The sequence below is a fragment of the Flavipsychrobacter sp. genome (assembly GCA_041392855.1).
GTDB lineage: Bacteria > Bacteroidota > Bacteroidia > Chitinophagales > Chitinophagaceae > UBA5543.
Genome location: JAWKLD010000001.1, coordinates 104,879 through 127,014 on the forward strand (window position 1 = coordinate 104,879; position 22,136 = coordinate 127,014).

Sequence of the window (22,136 nt, forward strand, 5' to 3'; positions counted from 1 at the left end):
TTATATCAGCTTATCTGTACGATTATCTAAGAACTTTACTTGTTTTCTACTTCCTTCAGGAAATTGCATACGATGCAGGTCTTTACCAGAATGAAAATGAAGTAGGGGAACAACACGCAGTTTCGATTGTAATATGGGGCGTAATTTTATTTCACAATCATCGATAGGGAGTTTGGTATGTAAATGCAGTTTTAGCTCATCAGTTCCTAGCTCATTGGTAAACACCTCAACAATATAATCATCAATGAAAGGTATATTATTCAATATATCGAAAACCGCAGGCGGATAAAGAGTAGTTCCCTTGTATTTGATCATTTGCTGTTTACGCCCAAGTACCGGAGATAATCTTTTGGTAGTACGTCCACAACTACATTTACTGTCATAATAAGCACAAATGTCTCCTGTTCTATATCTTATTAGAGGCATGCCTTCTACTCCAAGAGTTGTAATAGTTACTTCTCCATAGCTACCGGGCTTTACAGGTTGGTCATGATTGTCTAATACTTCCAGAATGATCAAGTCAGGTATCTGATGCCCTCCCATTCCCGCACTACATTCTGTAAATGCCGTCTGCATTTCAGTAGAGGCATAAGTGCCGTATAGTTGAATAGGCCATGCCTCTTGTATTTTCTGTCCTAATGGATTTAGTTCAAAGTCTGCTTGGCGCAAGCTTTCGCCAATACACACTGCTTTTTTTACAGGTGTATTAGATAAGTCTATTTGGTGCTCATGAGCATATTCTATGAGTTTTAGTAGAAATGATGGTACCGATACAATACTATTGGATTGTAGTCTGTCAATAGTATTCCACTGTAGGTTTGGAAGTCCTGGTCCTGTTCTTACTATCGCAGCACCAAGTTTCCTTATGCCTTGATAATAAGCGATGCCTGCCATAAATTGCCTATCCAGTGTTAGCATTAGCTGATAGGTGTCTTCCGGCTTACCATCGGCACACATGAACGATTGCTCTTCATTATATGCAAGGCGTTTGAGGTCGTTATCGGTTAGCGCTATAGTCACAGGTTTGCCTAAGGTGCCTGAGGTAGCAGTATATTCTTTTATCTGGTTGCTCTGCACACAAAGAAATTCCCAGTTGTGCAGCTGCATATCTTCCTTAGTTGTTGTTGGTAAGAAGGATATATCCTTTATAGAATGAATATTCTTAATGTCAATGTTATCCTCTTTAAACTTCCTTTGATAAAAAGCAGAGTTCTTTTGCACATATTCCAGCAGCTTTTTCAGCTCTGTAAATTGAAACGCTTCTTGCTCTTGTAGGCTTTTGTAGGCTAATTGTGGGTTGTATTCCAAATTTCTATTATTTAATGCCTCAAAAATAGAGGCTTATTAAAAGACTATGGCAATATATTCAAATCTTATTTTTAATTTTTGGAATTGCTGACATATCTTTGCACATGGCTGCAAAATCCAAATTCTACGGAGAAGGGCTAACCTTCGACGATGTACTATTAGTTCCGGCTTATTCAGAAGTTCTCCCAAGAGAGGTAAGCCTTGTTACGCAACTTACAAAAGATATTCAATTGAACCTGCCTATGGTGTCCGCCGCTATGGATACTGTGACAGAAGCTCCGTTGGCTATTGCACTTGCCAGAGAGGGTGGTATAGGCATGTTGCACAAAAATATGTCTACTGAACGTCAAGCTGAGCAGGTAAGAAAGGTGAAACGTAGTGAGAGTGGGTTGATAGTTGACCCCATTACACTTATGCCAGATGCTACTGTTGCAGATGCGATTAAATTGATGCGTGAGAATAAGATAGGTGGTATTCCGATAGTGGATGCCAATAATGTGTTACAAGGTATTCTTACCAATAGAGATCTGCGTTTTGAAAAGAATATGCGCAAAAAGGTAAGTGAGGTTATGACCAGTGAGAACCTGATAACCGCATCTACAGGTACTAGCATGTCCAAAGCTCAGGGCATATTAGAAAAACATAAGATAGAAAAGCTACCTATTGTTAGTAAGAAAGGAGAGTTGATAGGTTTGATCACTTTTAGAGATATCCTTCATTTGAAGAGCCACCCCAATGCTACAAAAGATAGTATGGGAAGACTTCTAGTAGGCGCAGCTGTAGGTATTACCGCCGATACTTTGGAAAGGATCGAAGCATTAGTAGCAGCGGGTGTTGATGTGATTACCATGGATAGTGCTCACGGTCATTCAAAAGGAGTGATCGATATGGTAGCTACGGTTAAAAAATCATTTAAAAAATTACCGGTTATTGCTGGTAATATAGCTACGGCGGCAGGGGCAAAAGCCTTAGCAGAAGCTGGTGCTGATGCAGTGAAAGTAGGTGTAGGGCCAGGTTCTATTTGTACCACAAGGGTAGTGACGGGAGCAGGTGCGCCACAGTTGACCGCTGTTATGGAGGCGGCAGCTGCATTGAAAAGAAAAGGTATACCTGTAATAGCAGATGGAGGTATCAGATATACTGGTGATATGGTGAAGGCGATAGCTGCCGGTGCATCTACTATTATGGCTGGTTCTATATTCGCTGGTACTGAAGAGAGTCCTGGTGAAACAATCATATACGAAGGACGTAAGTTTAAATCGTATAGAGGTATGGGGTCTGTAGAGGCGATGCAAGAAGGCTCTAAGGATCGTTATTTCCAAGATATGGAAGCGGACGTTAAGAAACTTGTTCCGGAAGGAATCGTTGGTCGTGTGCCTTATAAAGGTACTCTTGATGAAATTGTACAGCAATTCATTGGAGGTCTTAGAGCAGGTATGGGATATTGTGGTGCTAAGGATATTAAGACAATGCAAAACGAGGCACAGTTTGTACGTATTACATCAGCTAGTATGGCAGAAAGCCATCCGCATGATATAGTAATTACCAAAGAAGCGCCAAACTATAGCAGATAAGAAAATTGATATAAGTTCTATAAAAAGAAAAGGCATCACTATCTGTGATGCCTTTTTTAATAAGTCATATTATCGTTTACTCTTCACCTTCAAATTCTGTAGAAAGCGGAGAATTGGTAATAATGCTATAAATATGGTCTACCTGATGGTAGATACGACTGTTATATTTATTGCCAAGTACTATTACAGTAAAGTTGTCTTTTATATTTCTATGAAAGACAGTGTTGTTACCATGCCACCAGCCATTGTGAAAGATGATCTTATCTCCATCGGGGTAGCATAGCATTCTCCAACCTAGTCCATAGTTTTTAATGCCTGGAGTTTCAAATGAGCACGGACCATATGCCAGTTCTATGGTCTCATTATTAAGTAATGTGCTATCATAGAACGATTGGTCCCATAAATACATATCTCTTACTGTGCTATAAATACCTTTGTCACCTGTTACGCCATCTGCAAACATATCTTTATATGGTGTCCAGTTGGCTCTATAGCTCATAGTAGCATTTCTTGGAAGCCCCCATTTAGGGTCGTATACAAAAGTACTTTCCATACCTAAAGGCTTGAATATGTACTGTTGCATAAAGTCTTTGTAGGTCATTTCGGTAACTTCCTCTATGATACGACTGAGTACGGCGTAGTTACTGTTGCTGTATTTAAACCTTGTCCCAGGTTTGAAGTATAAGCTTGGTTTATATTTAGCAAAAAGAGTTACGATATCTTCATTGCTAAGAGGTTCTAGTAAGTTCTTTTTGTACCTAGGCACCCATTTGATATAATCGTTTAATCCTGCTCTGTGGTTAAGAAGCATTTTGACCGTTATATTGTCGTAAGGGAATGTAGGTAAATAGTAGTTTACCTTTTTATTAATGTCTAGGTACTTATGTTGGTGTAAGAAAAGTATAGCTGTTGCTGTAAATGTCTTGGTTGTAGATGCTAGTTGCGACGCACTGTTAGGGGTCAATTTTGTTTTTAGCTTCTTATCTGCATACCCAAAATAACGTTCGTATAGTATTTTCCCTTGGTAGCCTATAAGTACACTGCCATTAAAGCCATACGCTACTTGAACTTTGTAGAAAGAGTCAAGTTTATGGATCAAGGTTTGATATTCTGCCGACGATGTGTCGTCATAAGATAATTGTACAGAACCGAACTTTTTGCTATCATCCCCGTATGGATGAGCAAAAGCTGTGTTTTGTAACAGTAGTAAAGTGGTAATTAATACTGTAATGGAAGTAAAAAATGAATAGGTTAGTCTACGCATAGCTGATAAAAGCAACAATACTATAAAAACATTTTTTCTAGAGAGATGGGCTTTGGTTTAACTGAATTTTAACAAAGTTAATAGCATCATCCATGAATTCATAATAGCACTGTGCAATTTGATAATAATGGGCTATGAATATATTATAGGCCTCTTGTTGGTTGGGCATGTATTGGGCCCTGTGCTTTAAGCCTCTTAATGCTTTGTCCATGCCTTTAAGATTTCTGTAGTTATATAGCCAGTTGTTTTCTTGCATGTGTGGAAACATATTGGCAAAAACTTTAGGGAAATGAGCAGATAAACTGAACAGGTTTTGATAAGTCTCTTTAGAGAATGTCATTAGATCTTCATCAGATAAAAAGTGTTTGGGATCGTTGGCTAAAAAATGGTCATAGAGTATATCTACAATGGCACCTGAATATAACCCATACGTAGACCTAAACCATACTTTAGCTCTTAATGATGCAGGATGCTTATCAGCAAATTCATCTATTGCTCGGTGTAATAGTATTCCTTGTTGTATTTTTTCAGGGTATTTAGTTAAAGCTATCTTGCCTTTAACAAAATCACCGATCATATTTCCTGTTAGTATCTCTGCGTCTCCGAAGGATAAGAATGCGTGCCCCAAAAAATTCATAGTACTAAACTACTATAACTGTATAATTCTACTTACTTTTTGCGCTAGTATTTCTAAGTCGTAGTTAATTGCTTTTAATTCTACGTACAGTTTGTCTAAATATATTTCTTGTTGATTATTGAGTGATATTGTACTGAAACTGCTAGGTTGTTCTGTATTAGGTTGGTATTGCGTAGCTATTTGGGAAAGTAAAGCCTCGTTTTTATTAAAAAGCTGTAGGCAGTTTGTAATTAATTCTTTTTGAGTTTCAGTTAGTTCACCGGTATTGCTATCAGTTGTTTCCAGTTGGATGTTATTAAGCTCTCGGGTGATTCTTATGTTATGCATCACAACATAGTAGAATATCTTATAAGGCTTTTTTCTGAAGCTTGGCTCTTGTATATATCTACTTATCGAGTCAAAAGTGTTACTATTTCCTGTCTCTCCTTTACGTTTATACAGAGTCCAGCTTTGTTTGTCCTTTATATTATAAAAAGTAGATAAAAAGTAATCATGATTGCTTCTTATCGCATTAACTAATAATAAAGGTATTGCCTTTTGGTCTTTATGTGGTAGGAGCACATAGCCAGCTATAATAGCAAGCCCAGCTCCCGCAGTTGTAGCTAAGGCTCTGGTGATGATAAGCTGATTGTCAATTGTATCACTAATATTAAATAAGAGTACCAGACCTAAAGTTAGGAAGAAAACGGAGATGGCATAGTTTTTCTGGAGGTAAATGATCATAGGAACGGTGCTTAAAAAGAGCAGTGTTTCTTTTATGAAAAGACTAGCGGGTAAATAAAGTAATAGCCCGCCTGCTAGACCTCCTAGTATTGTACCAATAATTCTGTCTCTAGCCTTTTTTACCGTTGCGCCTATATATGTTTGGCTAACTATCATGAGTGTGAATGGGATCCAATATCCATGATCTATATCAAACCATTTGTAAATAAACATGGCTAGTGTTGCAGCAATGGCTGCTCTAAGCGCATAGCGAATAGTAAATGTGTTGAAGTTGAATAATGCTCTTATTCCTTGTGTCCAGTATTTGGGGTGTAGTATAAGGAGTGTTTTTAAAACAGGATATGTTTTTAACACTATAGAGTCGTCAGATAATTCATTAATAGTATTAGTAGCATGCTGAAGTAATCTTGTGCTGCGTTCAGATAGATGTATAAAACGTTCAATAGCACCTTTGTCTTCTTCTGGTAGCTTTGTTTGTTTAATGATCTCTGTTAATTTATCGATCCTATTGATACGGGATAAGATAATTAGTTCTTCTTCTTGTTTTAAAGAGGCTGTATAAACGACGAGTCGTTCTAAGGTTTGTAGTTGCGCTCTAAGTATGGTGTATATTTTTATCCTAAGGCTATCGTCCATACCCTTGATGCTAAGCGTTGATAGCTCTTCTCCCATAGCTTGTATATGACTGCCGGTTATTGCAGCAGTTTTTCTTAGTTGGGCTAACTGGTGTTCTTTGCCGTCTTGGGATGTAGTTTGGTGCGCAGATTTTTCAAAAAAAACAAGACTACTATCTATGGCTTTTCTTAGTTCTACTTCTTTTAAATAAATATCATGGTCACTACTTCTTACATCTATTCCTTCCCAGCCTTTTGAAATAGCTTGGGTTAGTTGAGCAACAGATTTCCAAATGACGGCTATAGTACGTCGGTATGGTTGGGCTGCAGGTATTAGTATAGAAGCTAACATGCCTATTGCTGCGTTCAAGCTACTGCCTATTACAGCATAATACAGTCGGTCGTACAATCCAGCACTTTCATTATGAGGGTAAGCATTATTGAATATATAAATGATATAGACACACAATGCTAACCCACTTCCTCTTTCTCCCAAGTTTTTAAATAAGCCTGATAAAAAGCCTACACCTAGCATTAATAGAACACTTAGCCAAATACTATTGCTGCTGGCAACACCTACATACGTAAAGAAGGGGATGAGTATGATACCACCCAGTAAGATTTTTAGCCGTTGAAAATAGTCTCCTTTTAGTTCTACCCAACAAATACATTCAGCAGAAAAAGCTATCCAACTTGCAGCTTCTACATGCCCGGTATAGATGCCCCATATAATAGGTAGTACGGTAACTAAGGCCATACGGATACCCCAACTAAAAAGCGGTTCAATAGCTTCTTGCTGTATGAGGTTATTTATTTGCCTATAAGGTTTTATAAAGCGCAAGGCTGTATGATTTATTGCATGGCTAACTGCTTGTCAATAAGTATTTGTAGCTGCTTTTTAGTTATTACACCCTCAAAAAACTTTTTGTATCTATTTTTCGGGTATTTTAATAATGTGGCAGGTATTGATCCTTGCCAGGATTGCTCGATTTTAGGGATGAACTTGTTAGCATTGGTTTCATTCAGCCATACTACTTCAAGGTCAAGCTTCTTTTTGTTGATGAATTTCTCAATTTTTTTAGGATAGGCATCAGGAAAATCGAGGCTGACCAAAATAACTTTTACAGGTTTGTTCTTATAGTGTTTTTGTAAAGCTGAAAATTCAGGAAGTTCCTTTACACAAGGGGCACACCATGTAGCCCAAAAGTTAACTACATAAAATGTATCGTTATTGCTCTTGATACGCTTGGTAAGATCCTCAGCTTTGTAAGAGGCAATATTTTGAGCTGGGGCTCCGATGCCACAAAAAAGAATAAAAACTAGTAAGGTTAACTTTCTCATATTACAGTATTGTATTGCAAAGGTAGCAAAGACTCTAGGTATCACTACATTGTCTGTAGTAAAACAATGGTTAAAATAGGTCACTTTTTAACCCTTTTGCATTAGGTTTGTTGCCAGAAAATAAGATAAATATGATGGATAAACTGGCCTTATTAAAGAAAAAGCAGGAAGAGGCAATGCTTGGTGGTGGTGAGAAGCGTATTGCTAGCCAACATAAAAAAGGAAAGTTAACAGCAAGAGAACGTATTCAACTGTTATTAGATGAGGGTTCTTTTGAAGAAATAGGCATGCTGGTAACACATAGAAGTGTTGATTTTGGCATGGATAAAGAAGTCTATCTTGGTGATGGTGTTGTAACAGGTTATGGCACAGTGAATGGTAGACTGGTATATGTGTACTCTCAAGATTTTACCGTGTTTGGTGGTAGCCTTTCTGAAACACATGCTGAGAAGATCTGTAAAATAATGGATCTAGCAACTGATAATGGTGCTCCGCTTATAGGACTTAACGATAGTGGTGGCGCCAGAATACAAGAAGGTGTAGTGTCGCTTGGTGGTTATGCTGATATTTTTCATCGCAATGTAAAGGCCTCAGGCGTAGTGCCTCAAATATCGGCAATAATGGGGCCATGTGCGGGTGGTGCGGTTTATTCTCCTGCTATTACAGATTTTATATTAATGGTAGAGAATACCTCATATATGTTTGTTACAGGCCCGAACGTAGTAAAAACTGTAACACATGAAGAGGTGACAAGTGAGGAATTAGGTGGAGCGAGTACTCATGCGAGCAAGTCTGGCGTTACTCATTTTGCCTGTGCTAATGAGTTGGCATGTATTGAAAATATCAAACAGCTCGTTTCTTACATGCCACAAAATTGTGAGGAAGATGCTCCTGTGTATGATTATGAGTTGAGTGATGAGAAAAGAGAAGTGTTGAACAATATTGTTCCGGAGAATCCTAATCAGCCATATGATATCAAGGAGGTAATAGAAGCAGTTGCAGATGCTGATAGTTTTTTGGAAGTACATAAAAACTATGCAGAAAATATAGTAGTAGGTTTTTCGCGTATAGGTGGTAGAAGTGTAGGTGTGGTTGCTAACCAGCCTGCTAGTTTGGCGGGAGTGCTAGATATTGATGCTAGTAAAAAGGCTGCTCGCTTTGTCCGTTTCTGCGATTCCTTCAATATTCCGCTATTAGTGCTTGTTGATGTTCCTGGTTTCCTTCCAGGCACGGACCAAGAGTGGAATGGTATTATTACAAATGGTGCAAAACTATTGTATGCTCTAAGTGAAGCAACTGTGCCAAAGATCACCGTAATTACACGTAAGGCTTATGGTGGTGCTTACGATGTGATGAACTCTAAGCATATAGGTGCTGATATGAATTTTGCGTGGCCTACGGCAGAAATCGCAGTTATGGGAGCTAAAGGTGCCGCTGAAATTATATTTAAGAAAGAAATAGCAGCAGCAGACAAGCCAGAGGAAAAACTATTGGAAAAAGAGCAAGAGTATTTAGAGAAATTTGCAAACCCGTATAGAGCAGCTGCAAGAGGTTATGTAGATGAAGTAATACTACCTGAGCAAACTAGAGAGAAGCTGATAAAGGCGTATAAGATGTTGGAAAATAAAGTGGTAAGTGCACCGAAGCGTAAGCACGGTAATATACCTTTGTAATCATATTTAGCAATTATTGTATTAAAGTACGGCTAATTAAGCCGTACTTTTGTTTTTGTATCATGTTCAAAAGTCTATTCAACAGATTTTCTAACTGGTTATTATACACTAGTGTTTTTGCTGCTTTTTGTGCTACAGGGTTAAGCATTGCTACAGAGCAGGTACTCATAGGTGGAGGGTGGTCTTTCTTTACACCATTACACACGCTTGTTTTTTGCAGTACCCTTTTAGTCTACAATACACATTATATAATTAAAAAAACAGACCCTAAAGTATCGGATAGGTTTTGCTGGTCTACAGAAAATAGAATTTGGCATTTATTATTTTTAGGGGTGGGGGCTATTGGCTGTGGTATTAGTGTTCTGTTCCTTTCTAGAGAAATATTATTAGCCTGTATGGTTTTGGGAGCATTATCTTTTGCCTATTCTATTCCATTATTGCCATTCAAAAATAAAAAGAGAATAAAGGACTTTGGTTGGGTAAAGATATTGGTGCTAACTACGGTTTGGACCATTGTAACTGCAGTGCTGCCTATGTTATATCATGGGTATGAGCCGTCAGCCTATATTTTTGAATTGGTCATTAGGTTCACTTTCATGTTTACGCTTTGTGCGGCTTTCGACATCAGAGATATGCAAACAGATATGGATGAAGGCATTGCGACGTTGCCCAACCTCATAGGGGTAAAGGGGACTTATGGGGTAATGAGTGTTTCCATGCTTGCATTTTTAGGGATGGCTGTGGTAAGGTATACACTCAATGGAGATAGAGGATTGCTTATAGCTGAATTAACTGTGGCATTATTTACAAAGCTGGTTGTAGACTATGCTAAGAAATATCCCTCGGATAGGGCTTATCTGGGCTTAGTAGATGGTATGATGCTGATTTATGCCTTTTTGGTCATACTTTGGGCATAGCTAAAATAAAACCGAAGTATATTTGCCAATTATTTATGGGACAGAAGAAATTATTCCGATTTAACGAAATTGGTAAGTTTGATAACGTATTGCAGTACCCTGAAGGAATGAAGGGAAAGTGGAACGAGTTTTTCGGTAACGACAATCCGATCACTTTAGAGTTGGCTTGTGGTAAGGGTGAATATAGTGTTGGTTTAGGAAGAGAAAACAAGGACAAGAATTATATTGGTGTAGACATAAAAGGTAATAGGATGTATATGGGGGCTAAAATAGCACTCAGAGATGGCCTTAACAATATCGCCTTTTTACGCACACATATATTGCAGATTCATGAGTACTTTGAAGCAGGAGAGGTAGAAGGTATTTGGATCATCTTTCCCGACCCGTTTTTAAGAGATTCTAAGGATAAAAATAGATTGACACATCCTCGTTTCTTGTATCGATACCAACAGATACTAAAACCGGGAGCGCTTATTAATCTAAAGACAGACTCAAAGGAGTTGTTTGACTATACGCTAGAAGTAATTGAAGAGACAGGTTGCGAAATAGAGACCTGTATAACAGATATATATGGTAAGGGTAAGGGGACTGGTCCTTTAGCGATCAAAACTTTTTACGAACAAATGCACCTTGCAAACGGTCGGTTAATTAATTATGTCTCCTTCAGGTTGCCCGAAAAACCAATAGAGATAGAAGAAAGGTTTAAAAAACATGAGTCAATTAAAAGAGGGAGTTGATTATTATACTTTAGATGATGGGCGACTCGTTTTTACAAGTAACTATCATTTGAAAAGAGGGTATTGTTGTAGTAGAGGCTGCAAGCATTGTCCTTATGATTATGAAAACGTTCCTGCGGTAAAAAGAGCAAGACTGCTAAAGGAAAGACAGCATAATGAGCAACAACAAGACCGATAAAAGTGACCTGTATACCGCAATTTATGATGTGGTTAAAGCAGTGCCTAAAGGAAGAGTGACTACCTATGGCGCTGTAGCAGCAGCAATAGGCGCGAAGTCAGGTGCCCGAATGGTAGGGTATGCCTTGAATCACTGTAACGGATTGAAACCCAAGGTACCTGCTCATAGAGTAGTGAATAGAAATGGTATGCTGTCTGGGAAACATCATTTTAATCCTCCTGAATTGATGCAGCAGTTGCTGGAAAAAGAAGGCGTTAAAGTAGTTGATGATAAAATAGAGTCATTCGTAGAATTATTTTGGGATCCTATTATAGAATTGTTAAGGTAATAGGCATATTGTGCTGCAATTGCTATTTTTAGTACAGTTTATATAATGGGTAGGTATTCGAAAAGATATTTTGAGTTAACAATAGCCTCGTTGCTGTTTTGTTCTATTGCTTTGTTTGCATGCAAGGAAAGAACATCTTCTTTTAAAACTAGTAATCCAGTTCCCGTAGTTTCTAACAGTACTTTACAGAAGTTGCTAAATGGCAGTGGTCAACAAGTCGATTCACTAGACTTATTTAATGTTTCAAAAGCACTAAGGGAGGTATATGCTAATACATCGTTTAAGCCATTATGGGTTAAACAAGATGACGCATTTCGTAGTATAGTAAGTCTATTATCGGATATGGAGGCACTATCAGATGATGGTCTTAATGTAGAAAACTATAAGCATAAAGAAATAAGAAGAACTTTTGAAAAAGCGAGAATAGGCAAACTTAGTGAGGAGGAGTTAGCAGTTTTTGATACTACATGTACATATTATTATTTGCAAGCATCACGCGATCTATTATTGGGTCGTTTAGACGTTAGGAGTGTAGATACGGAATGGTTTCATAGAAATGATACTCTTTGGTTAGCAAATGGTTTCCTTTATGATAGTTTATATACAGCGAATGTTTATCCTGAACTTTCCTTATACAAAAGTAAGCTTACTGCATATAGCAGGTTGAAAAAAGAACGTAAAAAGTATACTTCTTTAGAAGAGGACTTGGCTTACAAAGCTGTGAGAAAAGGAGGTGCATTGCAGTTAAAAGATGATGAAGATAAACCAATACTCCATCCCGAGACAATAGCTGATGAAGGAGAAGTTAAAAGGATTATAGCAAAGTATTATAGTGTAGCATTACCTGAAATTGATGATAGTATTGTGTCTTATCAGCTGTCTATTAAAGATAGCCTGATTAGCAAGATAGATGTGAATCTCGAACGGTTGAGATGGTTGCCACAGCAGCTTGAGAATGTTTACTTGATAGTGAACGTGCCAGCAATGGACTTGTTTTTGAACATTGACAATAAGGATACAATGCACATGCGGGTGGTGGTAGGAAAGAAGTCTAGACCAACACCAGCCATGAATGCCGATATGGTAAATATTGTTTTCAACCCTACATGGACAGTGCCTCCAGGGATAATGAAAAAGGATATTATACCAGGTATGAATAAAAAGGGTAGTGCTTATTTAGAAAAGAAAGGACTTGCTATTTATACACATAGTGGAAAGCCTCTAAATCCTGATTCGGTAAATGTAACCAGAGCTAATTTTAAGAATTATGTGTTTAGACAGCCTTCTGGCTACAAAAATGCTTTAGGAAGAGTGAAGTTTAACTTGCCTAATAAACATAGCATCTATTTACATGATACACCTTCTCGAAGCGATTTCAAGAAGAAGAATAGAACAAAAAGTTCTGGTTGTGTCAGAGTACAGCATCCGAGAGATATGGCAGGTTATATTTTAACGAAGATCAACAAAGAAGAAAATAGTAAACGGTTTGTAGATTCCCTTATTAATAAGAATAAGATGGTATTCGTTCCGTTACAAAAACGAATACCTGTTCATATTTTATACCTAACAGCTACGGAAGATAGTGCTAAGCAACACATAGTTTATTGGGATGATGTCTATAACAAAGATGAGGCTATAGCGTTACAATTAAAATAATGGGAAATGAAAACGGTTGACGTATTTTATAATACGTTTCATTTCACGGCCATAGTTGTACTTAATGACGGTATCTCTATGCTGTAATGCAAAGTCTAATGGATTAAATTGTGGTAGTTCTGTAATTGGTTTATTGAGCCATAAAGAGGACTTTAAGTATCGTGCTTCAGGAAAGTGAATATAAAGACAGGTGTTGTCCTTTATGGTATTGATAAGCTCTTCAGAAAGCTCATTGCTAACAGCAGGGCAGCCCCAACTTCTACCCAAACATTGATTCCCTCTTATAAATTCTGTACTCACATAGCTAGCGCCATGCACCACAATATCTCTATTATATGCAGCGGAGTTAAAGCCTTTATCCATGCCAAATAAGCGCAAGGAATAACCGTGTTTGCCTGAGTAGGTTTCTGCGGTTATGTAAAAGCCTATACTGCTTTTATGAGAGCCTGTTTTATTGGAGAAAACCTGTGCATATTCTTTACCCGAAGCTTGCCCGTGAGATACATGAGTGTTGAGCACAACTTTCTTTTTCTCTAAGTCTATCACCCACATACGCTTGGTGTTGGCAGAAAGGGTGAAGTCGCATATGGTAAGCATATGTTTTTGGGCATTAAGCATGCCTTCATTATACAAGTTGATATAACCATAGTATGCTTTTGCAAAAACTATATAACTCAAAGAGTCGACCTTGGAGAAATCGATGCTATTGTAGGTCTGCGCAATGTGATACCTTATTTTATTACTAATGCTAGCATCAGCTTCTATGGCTGTAGCTTTTTGTAAGCCTACAGTTGTTAGAAAACACATCAATACCAACAATACCTTTTTCATCTTCTGCACTTTTCTACTATAGTTAAGTCTGTTTGCATAAAGTTAAAGCAGAATGATGGATATCTCAAGAGTAACACTTGTAATATTTTGATAAAACGTATATGATTGATAGGTTTTGACAAACATGCTATAGAAACTAGGCTTTTAATACTTCGGGGCAATTTGAGTACATTTGCAGGACTTTTAAAGAAAATAACTTTTATGAAAGAAGTATATGTAATATCAGCGGTGCGTACTCCAATGGGAAGCTGGGGTGGTTCGCTAAAAGGTTTTTCTGCAACACAGCTAGGCTCTTTTGCTATAAAAGGAGCGGTAGAAAAAGCAGGTATCAAGCCTGAAGACGTGAATGAGGTCTTAATGGGTTGTGTGTTACAAGCCAATCTTGGTCAAGCGCCAGCTCGTCAAGCTGCTATCTTTGCAGGTTTGCCGGATTCTATCCCTTGTACTACTGTTAATAAGGTATGCTCTAGTGGAATGAAAGCTGTAATGCAAGGTGCGCAAGCTATTATGCTTGGTGATGCTGATGTTGTTGTTGCCGGTGGTATGGAAAGTATGAGTAATGTTCCTTTTTACAATCCTAACGTACGTTGGGGTAGCAAATATGGTAATGTTACTTTGGTTGATGGTCTTGCTAAAGATGGTTTAGTAGATGTATATAATGATTACCCGATGGGTAATGCTGCTGAGCTTTGTGCTAAGGAGTGTAATATTAGCCGTGAGGCGCAGGATGAGTTTGCTATCGAAAGCTATAAGCGTAGTCAAGCTTCAATAGAAGGTGGCAAATTTGCTAACGAAATTATCCCAGTAACCATACCGCAACGTAAAGGTGATCCAATCGTTTTTGATAAAGATGAGGAGCCTTACAATGTAAAATTTGATAAAATACCTGCATTGCGCTCTGCCTTCCTAAAAGATGGTTCTGTAACAGCGGCTAATGCAAGTACTATGAACGATGGTGCTGCAGCATTAGTGTTGATGAGTAAAGAAAAAGCAGAAGCAATGGGCCTTAAGCCGATTGCAAAGATCAAGTCTTATGCTGATGCAGCTCAAGCTCCTGAGTGGTTCACGACTTCTCCGTCACTTGCTGTGCCTAGAGCAGTAGAAAAAGCAGGTCTTAAAATGGAAGATGTTGCTTATTTCGAGTTGAACGAGGCATTCAGTGTAGTAGGTGTAGCGAATATGGAGAAAATGAACCTTAAAGCTGACCAAGTGAATGTAAATGGTGGTGCGGTTTCTTTAGGTCACCCACTAGGTTGTAGCGGTGCTCGTATCTTAGTAACGTTGATCAACGTATTGCACCAGAATAATGCACAGTATGGTGCTGCCGGTATTTGTAACGGCGGTGGCGGTGCTAGTGCTGTAGTGATAGAGAAAGCATAGTTTTTTGATATAACTAAATATTAAGAAGGTGTTGGCAATAGCTAACACCTTTTTTATTTTTATTTGTATCTACTAATTAATGAGTATGAAACTAAGTATAGTATTATTAGGCTATATGTCGATTCTGTTGTTCTTTAATGGGAAGAAAGAGCCTCAAGGAATTGTACTAGACAGACCATTGGTTTGGAAAGATTTTAAAGGCAATGCCCCCAAGAATGTTTCCTACAAGGCAAGTACAGCTACTATTACAGGATATAAGGTGGCTGGTACAAGAAGCCAACCTTCCTTTGAGGTGGTATTCAAGTTCGATCCTAAAAAATCTTGGGTGTCTAAGCAGTTTTTAAAAACTGCAGATGAAGCTACTTCGGCTAGTTTATTAAAGCATGAGCAAGGTCATTACGATATCTCACAAGTAATAGCATGGGAATTGGAAGCTGCGCTAAATGCTTTCTCGTTCGATAAAAATAAGGTGCAGTATCAAATAGATAGCATATATAGAGTGTTGCTCACCAAGCAGAGAGAAATTCAAGCCAAGTATGATGAGGAAACTAGCCATAGTAGGGTAGAAGAAGAGCAGGAGAAATGGAATAGATTTATAGAAGAAGCATTAAAGAACAAAACTATAAACTTGTAAATATGCTAATAGGTGAGTTGTCAAAACGTTCAGGTTTCTCTCGCGATACTATAAGGTATTATGAGAAGATTGAATTGATTGTTGTGTCTAAATCAGCTAGGAGAGAGCATAATTACAAGGATTATTCGGAGGAGGTTTTAGAACAGCTAAAAGCAATTAAAAAGTACAAAGAATTAGGCTTTACGCTTGAAGAGATCAGGGAGTTGTTAGTTCGCCAATCGATACAAGTACTGGATGTAGCAAAAGTATTGGACGTAATTGATATAAAGATTTCTAGCGTAAATGAAGAGTTAGAAAAGTTACATGCTCTAAAAATGCGTCTTAATAGAGAAAGAGAGTTGTTGGGTAGAAAGAAGACAGGACATGTCATCCAACTACCCGAAATGAAACAAGCAGTATAATTACTTTACTATATTATCTACTATGCCATATGCAACAGCTTCTCTAGCATCCATCCAATAGTCTCTGTCAAAGTCTTTCATTATTTGGCTCACGGATTGTCCACAGTTATCTGCAAGTATTTTTGCGGTTAGCTCTTTTGTCTTTTGTATATGCTTGGCATGTATTTCAATGTCTTTATATGGCGCGCGAAAACCACCTGCGCTTGGCTGGTGTATCATTACTTCTGCTGTAGGGTATATATAGCGGTTGCCCTTCTCTCCAGCCGACAATAAAACAGATGCTGCCGATGCTGCAAATCCTATACAGTAAGTGTATACAGGTGTTAGTATTGTTTGCATCATGTCCAGCATGGCATGTCCTGCTGTTACTACACCTCCTGGGCTGTTAATGTAAAAATGTATAGGAGTTTTTTCATCAATGGATGATAGGTAGCAAAGTTGTTCTACTATTATTTTAGCGCTGTTGTCTTCAACTGCTCCCCACAGGAATATTTTACGCTGCTCCATCAAGCTTTTTTGTAGTTGAAAGTTGATGGACGTTTGGTTTTCGTTGGTTGTTATATCAGTATTCATTACTTGCAAAGTTTATGCAAGTATAAGGGGTGGAGTATACTCCATGGTGTGGGTTATGGTGTAATAATTGCAGCAGTTTTTTTTGCTAATGACTTTGCTTGGTCAATAGCTACTAATACATTCTTCTCTTTCATGCGTTCCTCATCATTAGGACGCATCAGCCAATAGGTCTCAGAAAATAGAAGGTTGTTACAGTGTTTGTTGATGGTCTTTTCAAATGCAGCTTTTGATGCCGCTGTAGAGCCAGAACCTAAAGTGATCGCAACTGCTTTTTTGTTTTTAAGTTCGGTTATTTCTTTTACAAAATAATTGGTTGGCCAATCTGGTCGCCAATTATAGGTGTTGGCACAAAATACGTACAGGTCAAAATCTTTCTCGTTAAAATGAGCTTCTCTTGAAGCTTTTATGGTGGCTACTGTGGTGTAGATGTTATGCTGTGCTAACTCTTGAGCAAAGGCATTACATACTTGTTCGTCAAGGTTGTATAATGGGTCTGGGTTATATACAATCAAAGCTTTTTGTGGTGCATTTTGTTCTCCTAGATGTGTTATGGTGTTTCCTTTAGGTATCTCTACCCATATGGTTAAGCCTATCCATATAGCTAGAATGACGATTGCAATTATTAACATGGTACGAAACAGCTTTTTCATAACATGAAATTACTTGGTAAAAGCATGCTATAAAAAGACTTTCGTCATGTTTTTGAAGGTTAAAAGGTGTTGTAAATAACAATAACGGTATCTCTATAGAACTTAAGCCAGTAGTCTTTTTTTGTAAATATTAATGATGTATCGTGCTGAATCTTTAACGTGTCTTTATTTACCCATTCGGCAACTATTTTAGCATCTTCTTTTTCGTAGTAAAAAATAGAGCCGCCACCCTGAGCCCACATAACTAAGGCTCCTGTATTTATGTATTTACCGCTGTCATAACTGCTAGTTAAAGTCAAGTTTTTTTTATTGTCTGGGGAAGGTAGATAGAGTAGTCCCTTTAAGTTGTCATTTCTTAAGGGTATGTGTTTGTTTGTGGGTTCTATATCTGCTGGAACTTTATAATAGTCCCAAGCGATAAACCCTGCAAAAAATAATACTGTATAGATTAATATTCTAATTAATTTCAAGAGCGTTTATTTAAAAAAGCTTCAAATTCCTTTAACGAAAAACTACTCAAGTTCTGCTTGGCAGTTAGCCCTCCTTTTTGTGCAGCAAGTGTACCATAGTATACATCATGATAGCCTTCTACTGAGTGGGCGTCTGGATTGATAGAAAGCAATGCTCCTTTTTCTATGGCATAAGCAATATGTGTCCAGTCCAAGTCTAGCCTGCGAGGGTGAGCGTTTATTTCAATTACTACATTATGCTTTACACATTCGTCAATGATTATCTTATGGTTTAGTGGGTAGCCTTCGCGCGAAAGTAATAGTCTGCCCGTAGGGTGCCCCAGTATGGTCGTGTAAGGGTTGCGTATGGCAGTTAGTACTCTTTGCATGGCTTTCTCTTCACTCATCTTTAGGTTGCTGTGTACTGATGCTATGACCAGATCAAAAGTGCTCAGTACTTTATCATTATAGTCTAGGTTGCCATCGTTCAATATATCGGCTTCAATACTTTTGAATATTCTAAATGGTGCTAGCTTCTCGTTAAGTGCGTCTATTTCAGCGTGTTGTTCTGCTATGCGTTCAGGCGTTAACCCATTGGCATAGAAGGCAGATTGTGAGTGGTCGCTCAATACTAAATATTCATATCCTTTTTCTATTGCTGCTTTAGCCATCTGCTCTATAGTATTCATTCCGTCACTCCATTTGGAGTGGGAGTGAATGATGGCTTTAATATCTTTAGCTTCTATGAGTTGAGCTAGGTTTTGTTGAGCAGCCTGCGTCAAAATATTGGGGTTTTCTCTTTGAGCAGGCGGTATGTATTGTAGTTGATTGTGTTCAAATATTGCCTCTTCCGAAGTTGGGTTTTCTGGTAAGGTATATTGTTTATTGAATTCTGTAAGAAATGCTTCACTACAAGAATTATTGAAGAGCGTAGTGTAAAAGTTTTCTTTATTGGCAATGTGCAGGCGTATGGCGGGTTGGTTGGGTGCATGTACCAGTATTTTATTGTTATCCTCATCTTCAATACTCACACCTTGTGTTACGCCAAATTGTTGTTTTATTAATGCTCCGTCACCATCGGTTACTATGTCAATGCACTCTAGAGTAGGCATTTGTCTGCGCATATCACCTGCTAGTACAAATCTGTCTCCTGCATTTATTTTACTTAAGCCATTTATTAAGGTGTTGGCAGTGCTTTCTACCTCTGCCCATAAGTGGAAGTTTTGGTTAGCTCTTATAAAGGCTATGTTTTCTAGTATGCTAGCCTGAGTTTTTGCGCCAAAGCCTTTGTAGGTCATTAGTCTATTCTCATTGCAGGCATACTCTAGTTCTCCAACTGTTTCTATGCCCATCTCCTTCCAAACCAGTGCTATCTTTTTAGGACCAAGCCCTTTTATTTGCATCATCTCTAATATGCCCGGAGGTGTTTTAGCAAGGATGTCTTCCAATGCTTCCATCTTTCCTGTTTCTATCAGCTCTCGTATCTTTTGCCCAGTACCGTTACCTATACCTCTTTGGCTAAAGAGCTCAGCATCATCCATATCAGTAGCTTCTTTAGGTAATTTGTCAATATTATAAGCGGCTACACCATACGACTTTGCACGGAAGGAGTCCTCCCCGTGAATGTCCATTAGCTTAGAGAGTAGAGAGAAATGGTCGGAAATTTGATGGTTTGTCATTGGCTATAAATAAAATTGACTTGCTCAAAGTTGGCAAGTCAATAGCAGAATTCAAAAGAATATTTTATCAGTTATTTCACAGCAAGTCTAGCAGTTCTTTCTCTTACCCAGCCCAGAGCTGTTTTTAGCTGTTCTTCTCTGGTCATGGTAGAGTTGTCTAATACCACGGCATCCTTTGCTTGTGTTAGTGGGCTCTCCTTTCTGTTGGTGTCTATATAGTCGCGCATTTGGATGTTAGCCATTACTTCCTCATAGGTAATGTTGGGGTTCTTTTCATACATTTCCTGAAAGCGGCGCTTAGCCCTAACACCCATTCCTGCCGTCATAAAAAGTTTTAACTCTGCATCAGGGAAAACAACTGTGCCTATATCTCGGCCATCCATAACTATACCTCTCTCTTTGCCCATTTCTTGTTGTTGAGCTACAGCAAGTTCTCGAACCTCTTTTAGTGCAGCCACATCACTTACTCTTTCGGCTACTATCATCTCGTGTATTTGGTGGGCTACATCTTCTCCGTTCAGGCAGATATCAAAAGTTTTTTTACGCTCATTGTATACAAAAGATAACTGTATGTCTTCTAAGGCTTGTTTTACTTCTGAAATATCAGATATGTTTACATTGTTTCTGATAAAGTGGAGTGTGATAGCACGATACATTGCACCACTATCTATATGCTTGTAACCAAGTTCTTTGGCTAGTTCTTTGGCTAAGGTACTTTTGCCGCAAGAAGAATATCCGTCGATGGCTATGATAATTTGCTCTTCCATAATCGTGTGGTTTGAACTAGTACAAAGCTCCTTTTTATGTACCGAATTTCAAATAGTGTAATTGTTATAAAAATGTGGTAACTTAATAGTTTGTTCCATCTCTGTATTTTAGCTGTCATACCTGCAGTAATTTATCTAACATTTCTTGCTTATCTGTTCCGTAATTTGACTGAACAGTTGTTTTCAGTTCTCCAAAGTTTTCAACCGTATAGGTTGCAGATTTGTCAATACTGCTAATAAGCGTAATTGTATCACAAATGCTGAATAGCACTTCCAATACATGCGAGGATATTATGATAGTCTTACCTGTTTGTTTTAGCTTGGCTATCAGTACTTTGAAAAACTCGTTGGTCTCTAAATCTAGCCCATTGGTTGGTTCGTCCAGCAGTATTATTTTTTTATCTAGTAGAATATTACCCAACAGGCTTATTTTCTTTTTCATACCTGTAGAGTAGTTGTGTACATACTCTCCAAGTGGAAGTTGGAAAATACTGTTCCAATCTTTTATGTCAGCATGCTTCTCTTTCGCGCAGATGATTTTTAGGTATTCCATTCCAGTCATGTATGGATAGTGATACGGCTCTGCCTGCAGGTATGCCAATTCTTTTTCATAACCTTTTGCTACATGCATCGCATCATGCAGGTAATTGTGAAACAAGCAGTTGAATAAAGTGGACTTACCTACACCGTTAGCTCCCAGTATGCCGTGTACTGTGCCATGCTCTATAAGCAGGTTCAAGTCTTTGTGCACTGGCTTGTTACCATACGAAAACGAAAAACTTTTTAATTCAATAACGGTTGAAGATTGCATGTGGCGTTTTTATATTGTCTGTATAATAAGTAAGCAGATACAGGTAGTAGGGGAGACACGACTAAAAATAAAATAAGTTGTACGTTTTTAGAAAAACGACTATACATGGTAACATCATCAGCATAGCGTAATAGCAGCGCGTAAAAAATGATGATATAAGATAGCAGGTATGCAAATGCAATACCCGCTAGAATTATCCACTCGGGTCTTATTATTAGTGTAATGATTGTCTGTGGCAAAAAGAATATGAAGATGACTTTTGCAATGTGCTTCATTTTTCCATTTAATACCTTGGGGATTGTTCGATGACTTTGCGTTATTTCTACAGGTTCAGTATAACTTATATGTTCTAAAAGCGTCAGGCATACCAGTGTAATAATGAACGGTAATATAGGACCAAGGAAAGCAGCCACCATAGCCACAAACCAAAACAAGAATATCAATACCGAAACCTGCCTTACACCATATTTTAACTCATACAGTCGCAACGGGAGTCGTCCTGTGATGCGCTTTAATATATCGGGCTTTTTTAGCTGCTTGTTGGGCTTAATGTTTGTCAGTATTGCTACGAATAAAACTGTGCCTAACATATATAGGATATTCACTGCGGACTGTGATATAGCATACGCATTTATTAGTATAATCAGCATAGTGTACTCTATTAGTCTGAAAGCTTGCCCGTTCACCCTCAATAGAGATAAGAAGCCTTTGTCTTTACGAGCAGTATTAGCTAAATACACTAATACACAAGCGACAATGTTCAGTTGCAAAGCGCTGCGGTCTGTCAAGATTTTGATACCATAACCTATGGCAAATAGTATGATGGGGACAACTAACAAAGAACGCCAGCCCGCGTCTATTATTACACGCACCAATTGCATAGACCTCAACTTGAGCAGAGCGATAATTTGACGGATGTTAATAGATGCAGTATTTCCTGTAGATTGCATGCTATAAAAATAAACAGGAATGTATTGTAAGGTAGTTACAGTTTTGTTATTTAACTAAGCG

Annotated in this window: 23 protein-coding genes; 10 read left to right on the forward strand and 13 right to left on the reverse strand. The window is 38.1% G+C overall.

Annotated features, from left to right (window positions below; genetic code table 11):
* Entirely contained in the window at positions 1-1,308 is a 1,308-nt protein-coding gene (locus R2800_00480) for an AMP-binding protein (GenBank protein ID MEZ5015500.1), read from the reverse strand.
* Positions 1,309-1,412: 104 nt separating this feature from the next.
* Here R2800_00480 and guaB point away from each other — a divergent pair, with 104 nt between their 5' ends.
* Positions 1,413-2,882, forward strand: coding sequence for an IMP dehydrogenase (gene guaB / locus R2800_00485; GenBank protein MEZ5015501.1), 1,470 nt, complete (start codon positions 1,413-1,415; stop codon positions 2,880-2,882).
* Between the two features lie 76 nt (positions 2,883-2,958).
* Here guaB and R2800_00490 read toward each other — a convergent pair whose 3' ends face one another.
* From R2800_00490 to R2800_00505, 4 genes are read right to left on the reverse strand one after another with little or no spacing between them, the layout of a single operon-like run.
* Complete coding sequence (locus R2800_00490) at positions 2,959-4,146, reverse strand: serine hydrolase domain-containing protein (GenBank protein MEZ5015502.1); 1,188 nt, start codon at positions 4,144-4,146, stop codon at positions 2,959-2,961.
* Between the two features lie 37 nt (positions 4,147-4,183).
* Positions 4,184-4,783: an ACP phosphodiesterase gene (locus tag R2800_00495; protein ID MEZ5015503.1), complete on the reverse strand. Its 600-nt coding sequence runs from the start codon at positions 4,781-4,783 to the stop codon at positions 4,184-4,186.
* A gap of 12 nt (positions 4,784-4,795) precedes the next feature.
* Positions 4,796-6,961, reverse strand: a complete 2,166-nt coding sequence (locus R2800_00500; protein ID MEZ5015504.1) for an FUSC family protein — start codon at positions 6,959-6,961, stop codon at positions 4,796-4,798.
* Between the two features lie 11 nt (positions 6,962-6,972).
* On the reverse strand, positions 6,973-7,461 hold the full coding sequence (locus R2800_00505; GenBank protein MEZ5015505.1) for a TlpA family protein disulfide reductase: 489 nt from the start codon (positions 7,459-7,461) through the stop codon (positions 6,973-6,975).
* Between the two features lie 131 nt (positions 7,462-7,592).
* Between R2800_00505 and R2800_00510 the strand changes: the two genes are divergently transcribed.
* The 6 genes from R2800_00510 to R2800_00535 all read left to right on the forward strand — a co-directional run bounded on the left by R2800_00510 (position 7,593) and on the right by R2800_00535 (position 12,950).
* Positions 7,593-9,134: an acyl-CoA carboxylase subunit beta gene (locus tag R2800_00510; GenBank protein ID MEZ5015506.1), complete on the forward strand. Its 1,542-nt coding sequence runs from the start codon at positions 7,593-7,595 to the stop codon at positions 9,132-9,134.
* Between the two features lie 62 nt (positions 9,135-9,196).
* On the forward strand, positions 9,197-10,051 hold the full coding sequence (locus R2800_00515) for a UbiA family prenyltransferase (protein MEZ5015507.1): 855 nt from the start codon (positions 9,197-9,199) through the stop codon (positions 10,049-10,051).
* A gap of 35 nt (positions 10,052-10,086) precedes the next feature.
* Positions 10,087-10,788 (forward strand): tRNA (guanosine(46)-N7)-methyltransferase TrmB, encoded by a 702-nt coding sequence (trmB, locus tag R2800_00520; protein ID MEZ5015508.1) that lies wholly within the window; start codon positions 10,087-10,089, stop codon positions 10,786-10,788.
* Complete coding sequence (locus R2800_00525; protein ID MEZ5015509.1) at positions 10,763-10,966, forward strand: DUF5522 domain-containing protein; 204 nt, start codon at positions 10,763-10,765, stop codon at positions 10,964-10,966. Before trmB ends, R2800_00525 begins: the two co-directional genes overlap by 26 nt.
* Positions 10,944-11,294, forward strand: coding sequence for an MGMT family protein (locus tag R2800_00530; protein ID MEZ5015510.1), 351 nt, complete (start codon positions 10,944-10,946; stop codon positions 11,292-11,294). The genes R2800_00525 and R2800_00530 overlap by 23 nt, the downstream gene beginning before the upstream one ends.
* A 45-nt stretch (positions 11,295-11,339) precedes the next feature.
* The gene (locus R2800_00535) at positions 11,340-12,950 is read left to right on the forward strand and encodes a L,D-transpeptidase family protein (protein ID MEZ5015511.1); all 1,611 of its coding nucleotides are present in this window, start codon (positions 11,340-11,342) and stop codon (positions 12,948-12,950) included.
* Here R2800_00535 and R2800_00540 read toward each other — a convergent pair.
* Positions 12,942-13,781, reverse strand: a complete 840-nt coding sequence (locus R2800_00540) for a murein L,D-transpeptidase catalytic domain family protein (GenBank protein MEZ5015512.1) — start codon at positions 13,779-13,781, stop codon at positions 12,942-12,944. The two genes, R2800_00535 and R2800_00540, sit on opposite strands and share 9 nt — an antisense overlap.
* 201 nt (positions 13,782-13,982) lie before the next feature.
* Here R2800_00540 and R2800_00545 point away from each other — a divergent pair, with 201 nt between their 5' ends.
* The 3 genes from R2800_00545 (at position 13,983) to R2800_00555 (ending at position 16,196) form a co-directional block, all read left to right on the forward strand.
* The gene (locus tag R2800_00545) at positions 13,983-15,161 is read left to right on the forward strand and encodes an acetyl-CoA C-acyltransferase (GenBank protein MEZ5015513.1); all 1,179 of its coding nucleotides are present in this window, start codon (positions 13,983-13,985) and stop codon (positions 15,159-15,161) included.
* 85 nt (positions 15,162-15,246) lie between these two features.
* Positions 15,247-15,795, forward strand: a complete 549-nt coding sequence (locus R2800_00550) for a DUF922 domain-containing protein (protein ID MEZ5015514.1) — start codon at positions 15,247-15,249, stop codon at positions 15,793-15,795.
* Between the two features lie 2 nt (positions 15,796-15,797).
* The gene (locus tag R2800_00555; protein ID MEZ5015515.1) at positions 15,798-16,196 is read left to right on the forward strand and encodes a MerR family transcriptional regulator; all 399 of its coding nucleotides are present in this window, start codon (positions 15,798-15,800) and stop codon (positions 16,194-16,196) included.
* Here the strand turns inward: R2800_00555 and R2800_00560 are convergent, their stop codons facing one another.
* The 7 genes from R2800_00560 to R2800_00590 all read right to left on the reverse strand — a co-directional run bounded on the left by R2800_00560 (position 16,197) and on the right by R2800_00590 (position 22,075).
* The gene (locus tag R2800_00560) at positions 16,197-16,769 is read right to left on the reverse strand and encodes an ATP-dependent Clp protease proteolytic subunit (GenBank protein ID MEZ5015516.1); all 573 of its coding nucleotides are present in this window, start codon (positions 16,767-16,769) and stop codon (positions 16,197-16,199) included.
* A 53-nt stretch (positions 16,770-16,822) separates the two neighbouring features.
* Positions 16,823-17,419: a hypothetical protein gene (locus tag R2800_00565; GenBank protein MEZ5015517.1), complete on the reverse strand. Its 597-nt coding sequence runs from the start codon at positions 17,417-17,419 to the stop codon at positions 16,823-16,825.
* Between the two features lie 59 nt (positions 17,420-17,478).
* On the reverse strand, positions 17,479-17,889 hold the full coding sequence (locus R2800_00570) for a hypothetical protein (GenBank protein ID MEZ5015518.1): 411 nt from the start codon (positions 17,887-17,889) through the stop codon (positions 17,479-17,481).
* A complete protein-coding gene (locus R2800_00575; protein MEZ5015519.1) occupies positions 17,886-19,547 on the reverse strand; it encodes a PHP domain-containing protein in 1,662 nt (553 codons plus the stop codon). Before R2800_00575 ends, R2800_00570 begins: the two co-directional genes overlap by 4 nt.
* A gap of 71 nt (positions 19,548-19,618) precedes the next feature.
* A complete protein-coding gene (gene cmk, locus R2800_00580) occupies positions 19,619-20,314 on the reverse strand; it encodes a (d)CMP kinase (protein ID MEZ5015520.1) in 696 nt (231 codons plus the stop codon).
* Between the two features lie 115 nt (positions 20,315-20,429).
* The gene (locus R2800_00585; GenBank protein ID MEZ5015521.1) at positions 20,430-21,125 is read right to left on the reverse strand and encodes an ATP-binding cassette domain-containing protein; all 696 of its coding nucleotides are present in this window, start codon (positions 21,123-21,125) and stop codon (positions 20,430-20,432) included.
* Entirely contained in the window at positions 21,098-22,075 is a 978-nt protein-coding gene (locus tag R2800_00590) for a hypothetical protein (protein MEZ5015522.1), read from the reverse strand. Before R2800_00590 ends, R2800_00585 begins: the two co-directional genes overlap by 28 nt.
* Positions 22,076-22,136: the final 61 nt, after the last annotated feature.

Excerpts from the sequence above, each read along its gene's own strand:
- R2800_00550 (MEZ5015514.1), top strand. The coding sequence starts at position 15,247 with ATGAAACTAAGTATAGTATTATTAGGCTATATGTCGATTCTGTTGTTC.
- trmB (MEZ5015508.1), top strand. The coding sequence starts at position 10,087 with ATGGGACAGAAGAAATTATTCCGATTTAACGAAATTGGTAAGTTTGAT.
- guaB (MEZ5015501.1), top strand. The coding sequence starts at position 1,413 with ATGGCTGCAAAATCCAAATTCTACGGAGAAGGGCTAACCTTCGACGAT.
- R2800_00515 (MEZ5015507.1), top strand. The coding sequence starts at position 9,197 with ATGTTCAAAAGTCTATTCAACAGATTTTCTAACTGGTTATTATACACT.
- R2800_00560 (MEZ5015516.1), bottom strand. The coding sequence starts at position 16,769 with ATGAATACTGATATAACAACCAACGAAAACCAAACGTCCATCAACTTT.
- R2800_00510 (MEZ5015506.1), top strand. The coding sequence starts at position 7,593 with ATGATGGATAAACTGGCCTTATTAAAGAAAAAGCAGGAAGAGGCAATG.
- R2800_00585 (MEZ5015521.1), bottom strand. The coding sequence starts at position 21,125 with ATGCAATCTTCAACCGTTATTGAATTAAAAAGTTTTTCGTTTTCGTAT.
- cmk (MEZ5015520.1), bottom strand. The coding sequence starts at position 20,314 with ATGGAAGAGCAAATTATCATAGCCATCGACGGATATTCTTCTTGCGGC.
- R2800_00590 (MEZ5015522.1), bottom strand. The coding sequence starts at position 22,075 with ATGCAATCTACAGGAAATACTGCATCTATTAACATCCGTCAAATTATC.
- R2800_00565 (MEZ5015517.1), bottom strand. The coding sequence starts at position 17,419 with ATGAAAAAGCTGTTTCGTACCATGTTAATAATTGCAATCGTCATTCTA.
- R2800_00530 (MEZ5015510.1), top strand. The coding sequence starts at position 10,944 with ATGAGCAACAACAAGACCGATAAAAGTGACCTGTATACCGCAATTTAT.
- R2800_00525 (MEZ5015509.1), top strand. The coding sequence starts at position 10,763 with ATGAGTCAATTAAAAGAGGGAGTTGATTATTATACTTTAGATGATGGG.
- R2800_00540 (MEZ5015512.1), bottom strand. The coding sequence starts at position 13,781 with ATGAAAAAGGTATTGTTGGTATTGATGTGTTTTCTAACAACTGTAGGC.
- R2800_00505 (MEZ5015505.1), bottom strand. The coding sequence starts at position 7,461 with ATGAGAAAGTTAACCTTACTAGTTTTTATTCTTTTTTGTGGCATCGGA.
- R2800_00535 (MEZ5015511.1), top strand. The coding sequence starts at position 11,340 with ATGGGTAGGTATTCGAAAAGATATTTTGAGTTAACAATAGCCTCGTTG.
- R2800_00495 (MEZ5015503.1), bottom strand. The coding sequence starts at position 4,783 with ATGAATTTTTTGGGGCACGCATTCTTATCCTTCGGAGACGCAGAGATA.
- R2800_00545 (MEZ5015513.1), top strand. The coding sequence starts at position 13,983 with ATGAAAGAAGTATATGTAATATCAGCGGTGCGTACTCCAATGGGAAGC.
- R2800_00490 (MEZ5015502.1), bottom strand. The coding sequence starts at position 4,146 with ATGCGTAGACTAACCTATTCATTTTTTACTTCCATTACAGTATTAATT.
- R2800_00575 (MEZ5015519.1), bottom strand. The coding sequence starts at position 19,547 with ATGACAAACCATCAAATTTCCGACCATTTCTCTCTACTCTCTAAGCTA.
- R2800_00555 (MEZ5015515.1), top strand. The coding sequence starts at position 15,798 with ATGCTAATAGGTGAGTTGTCAAAACGTTCAGGTTTCTCTCGCGATACT.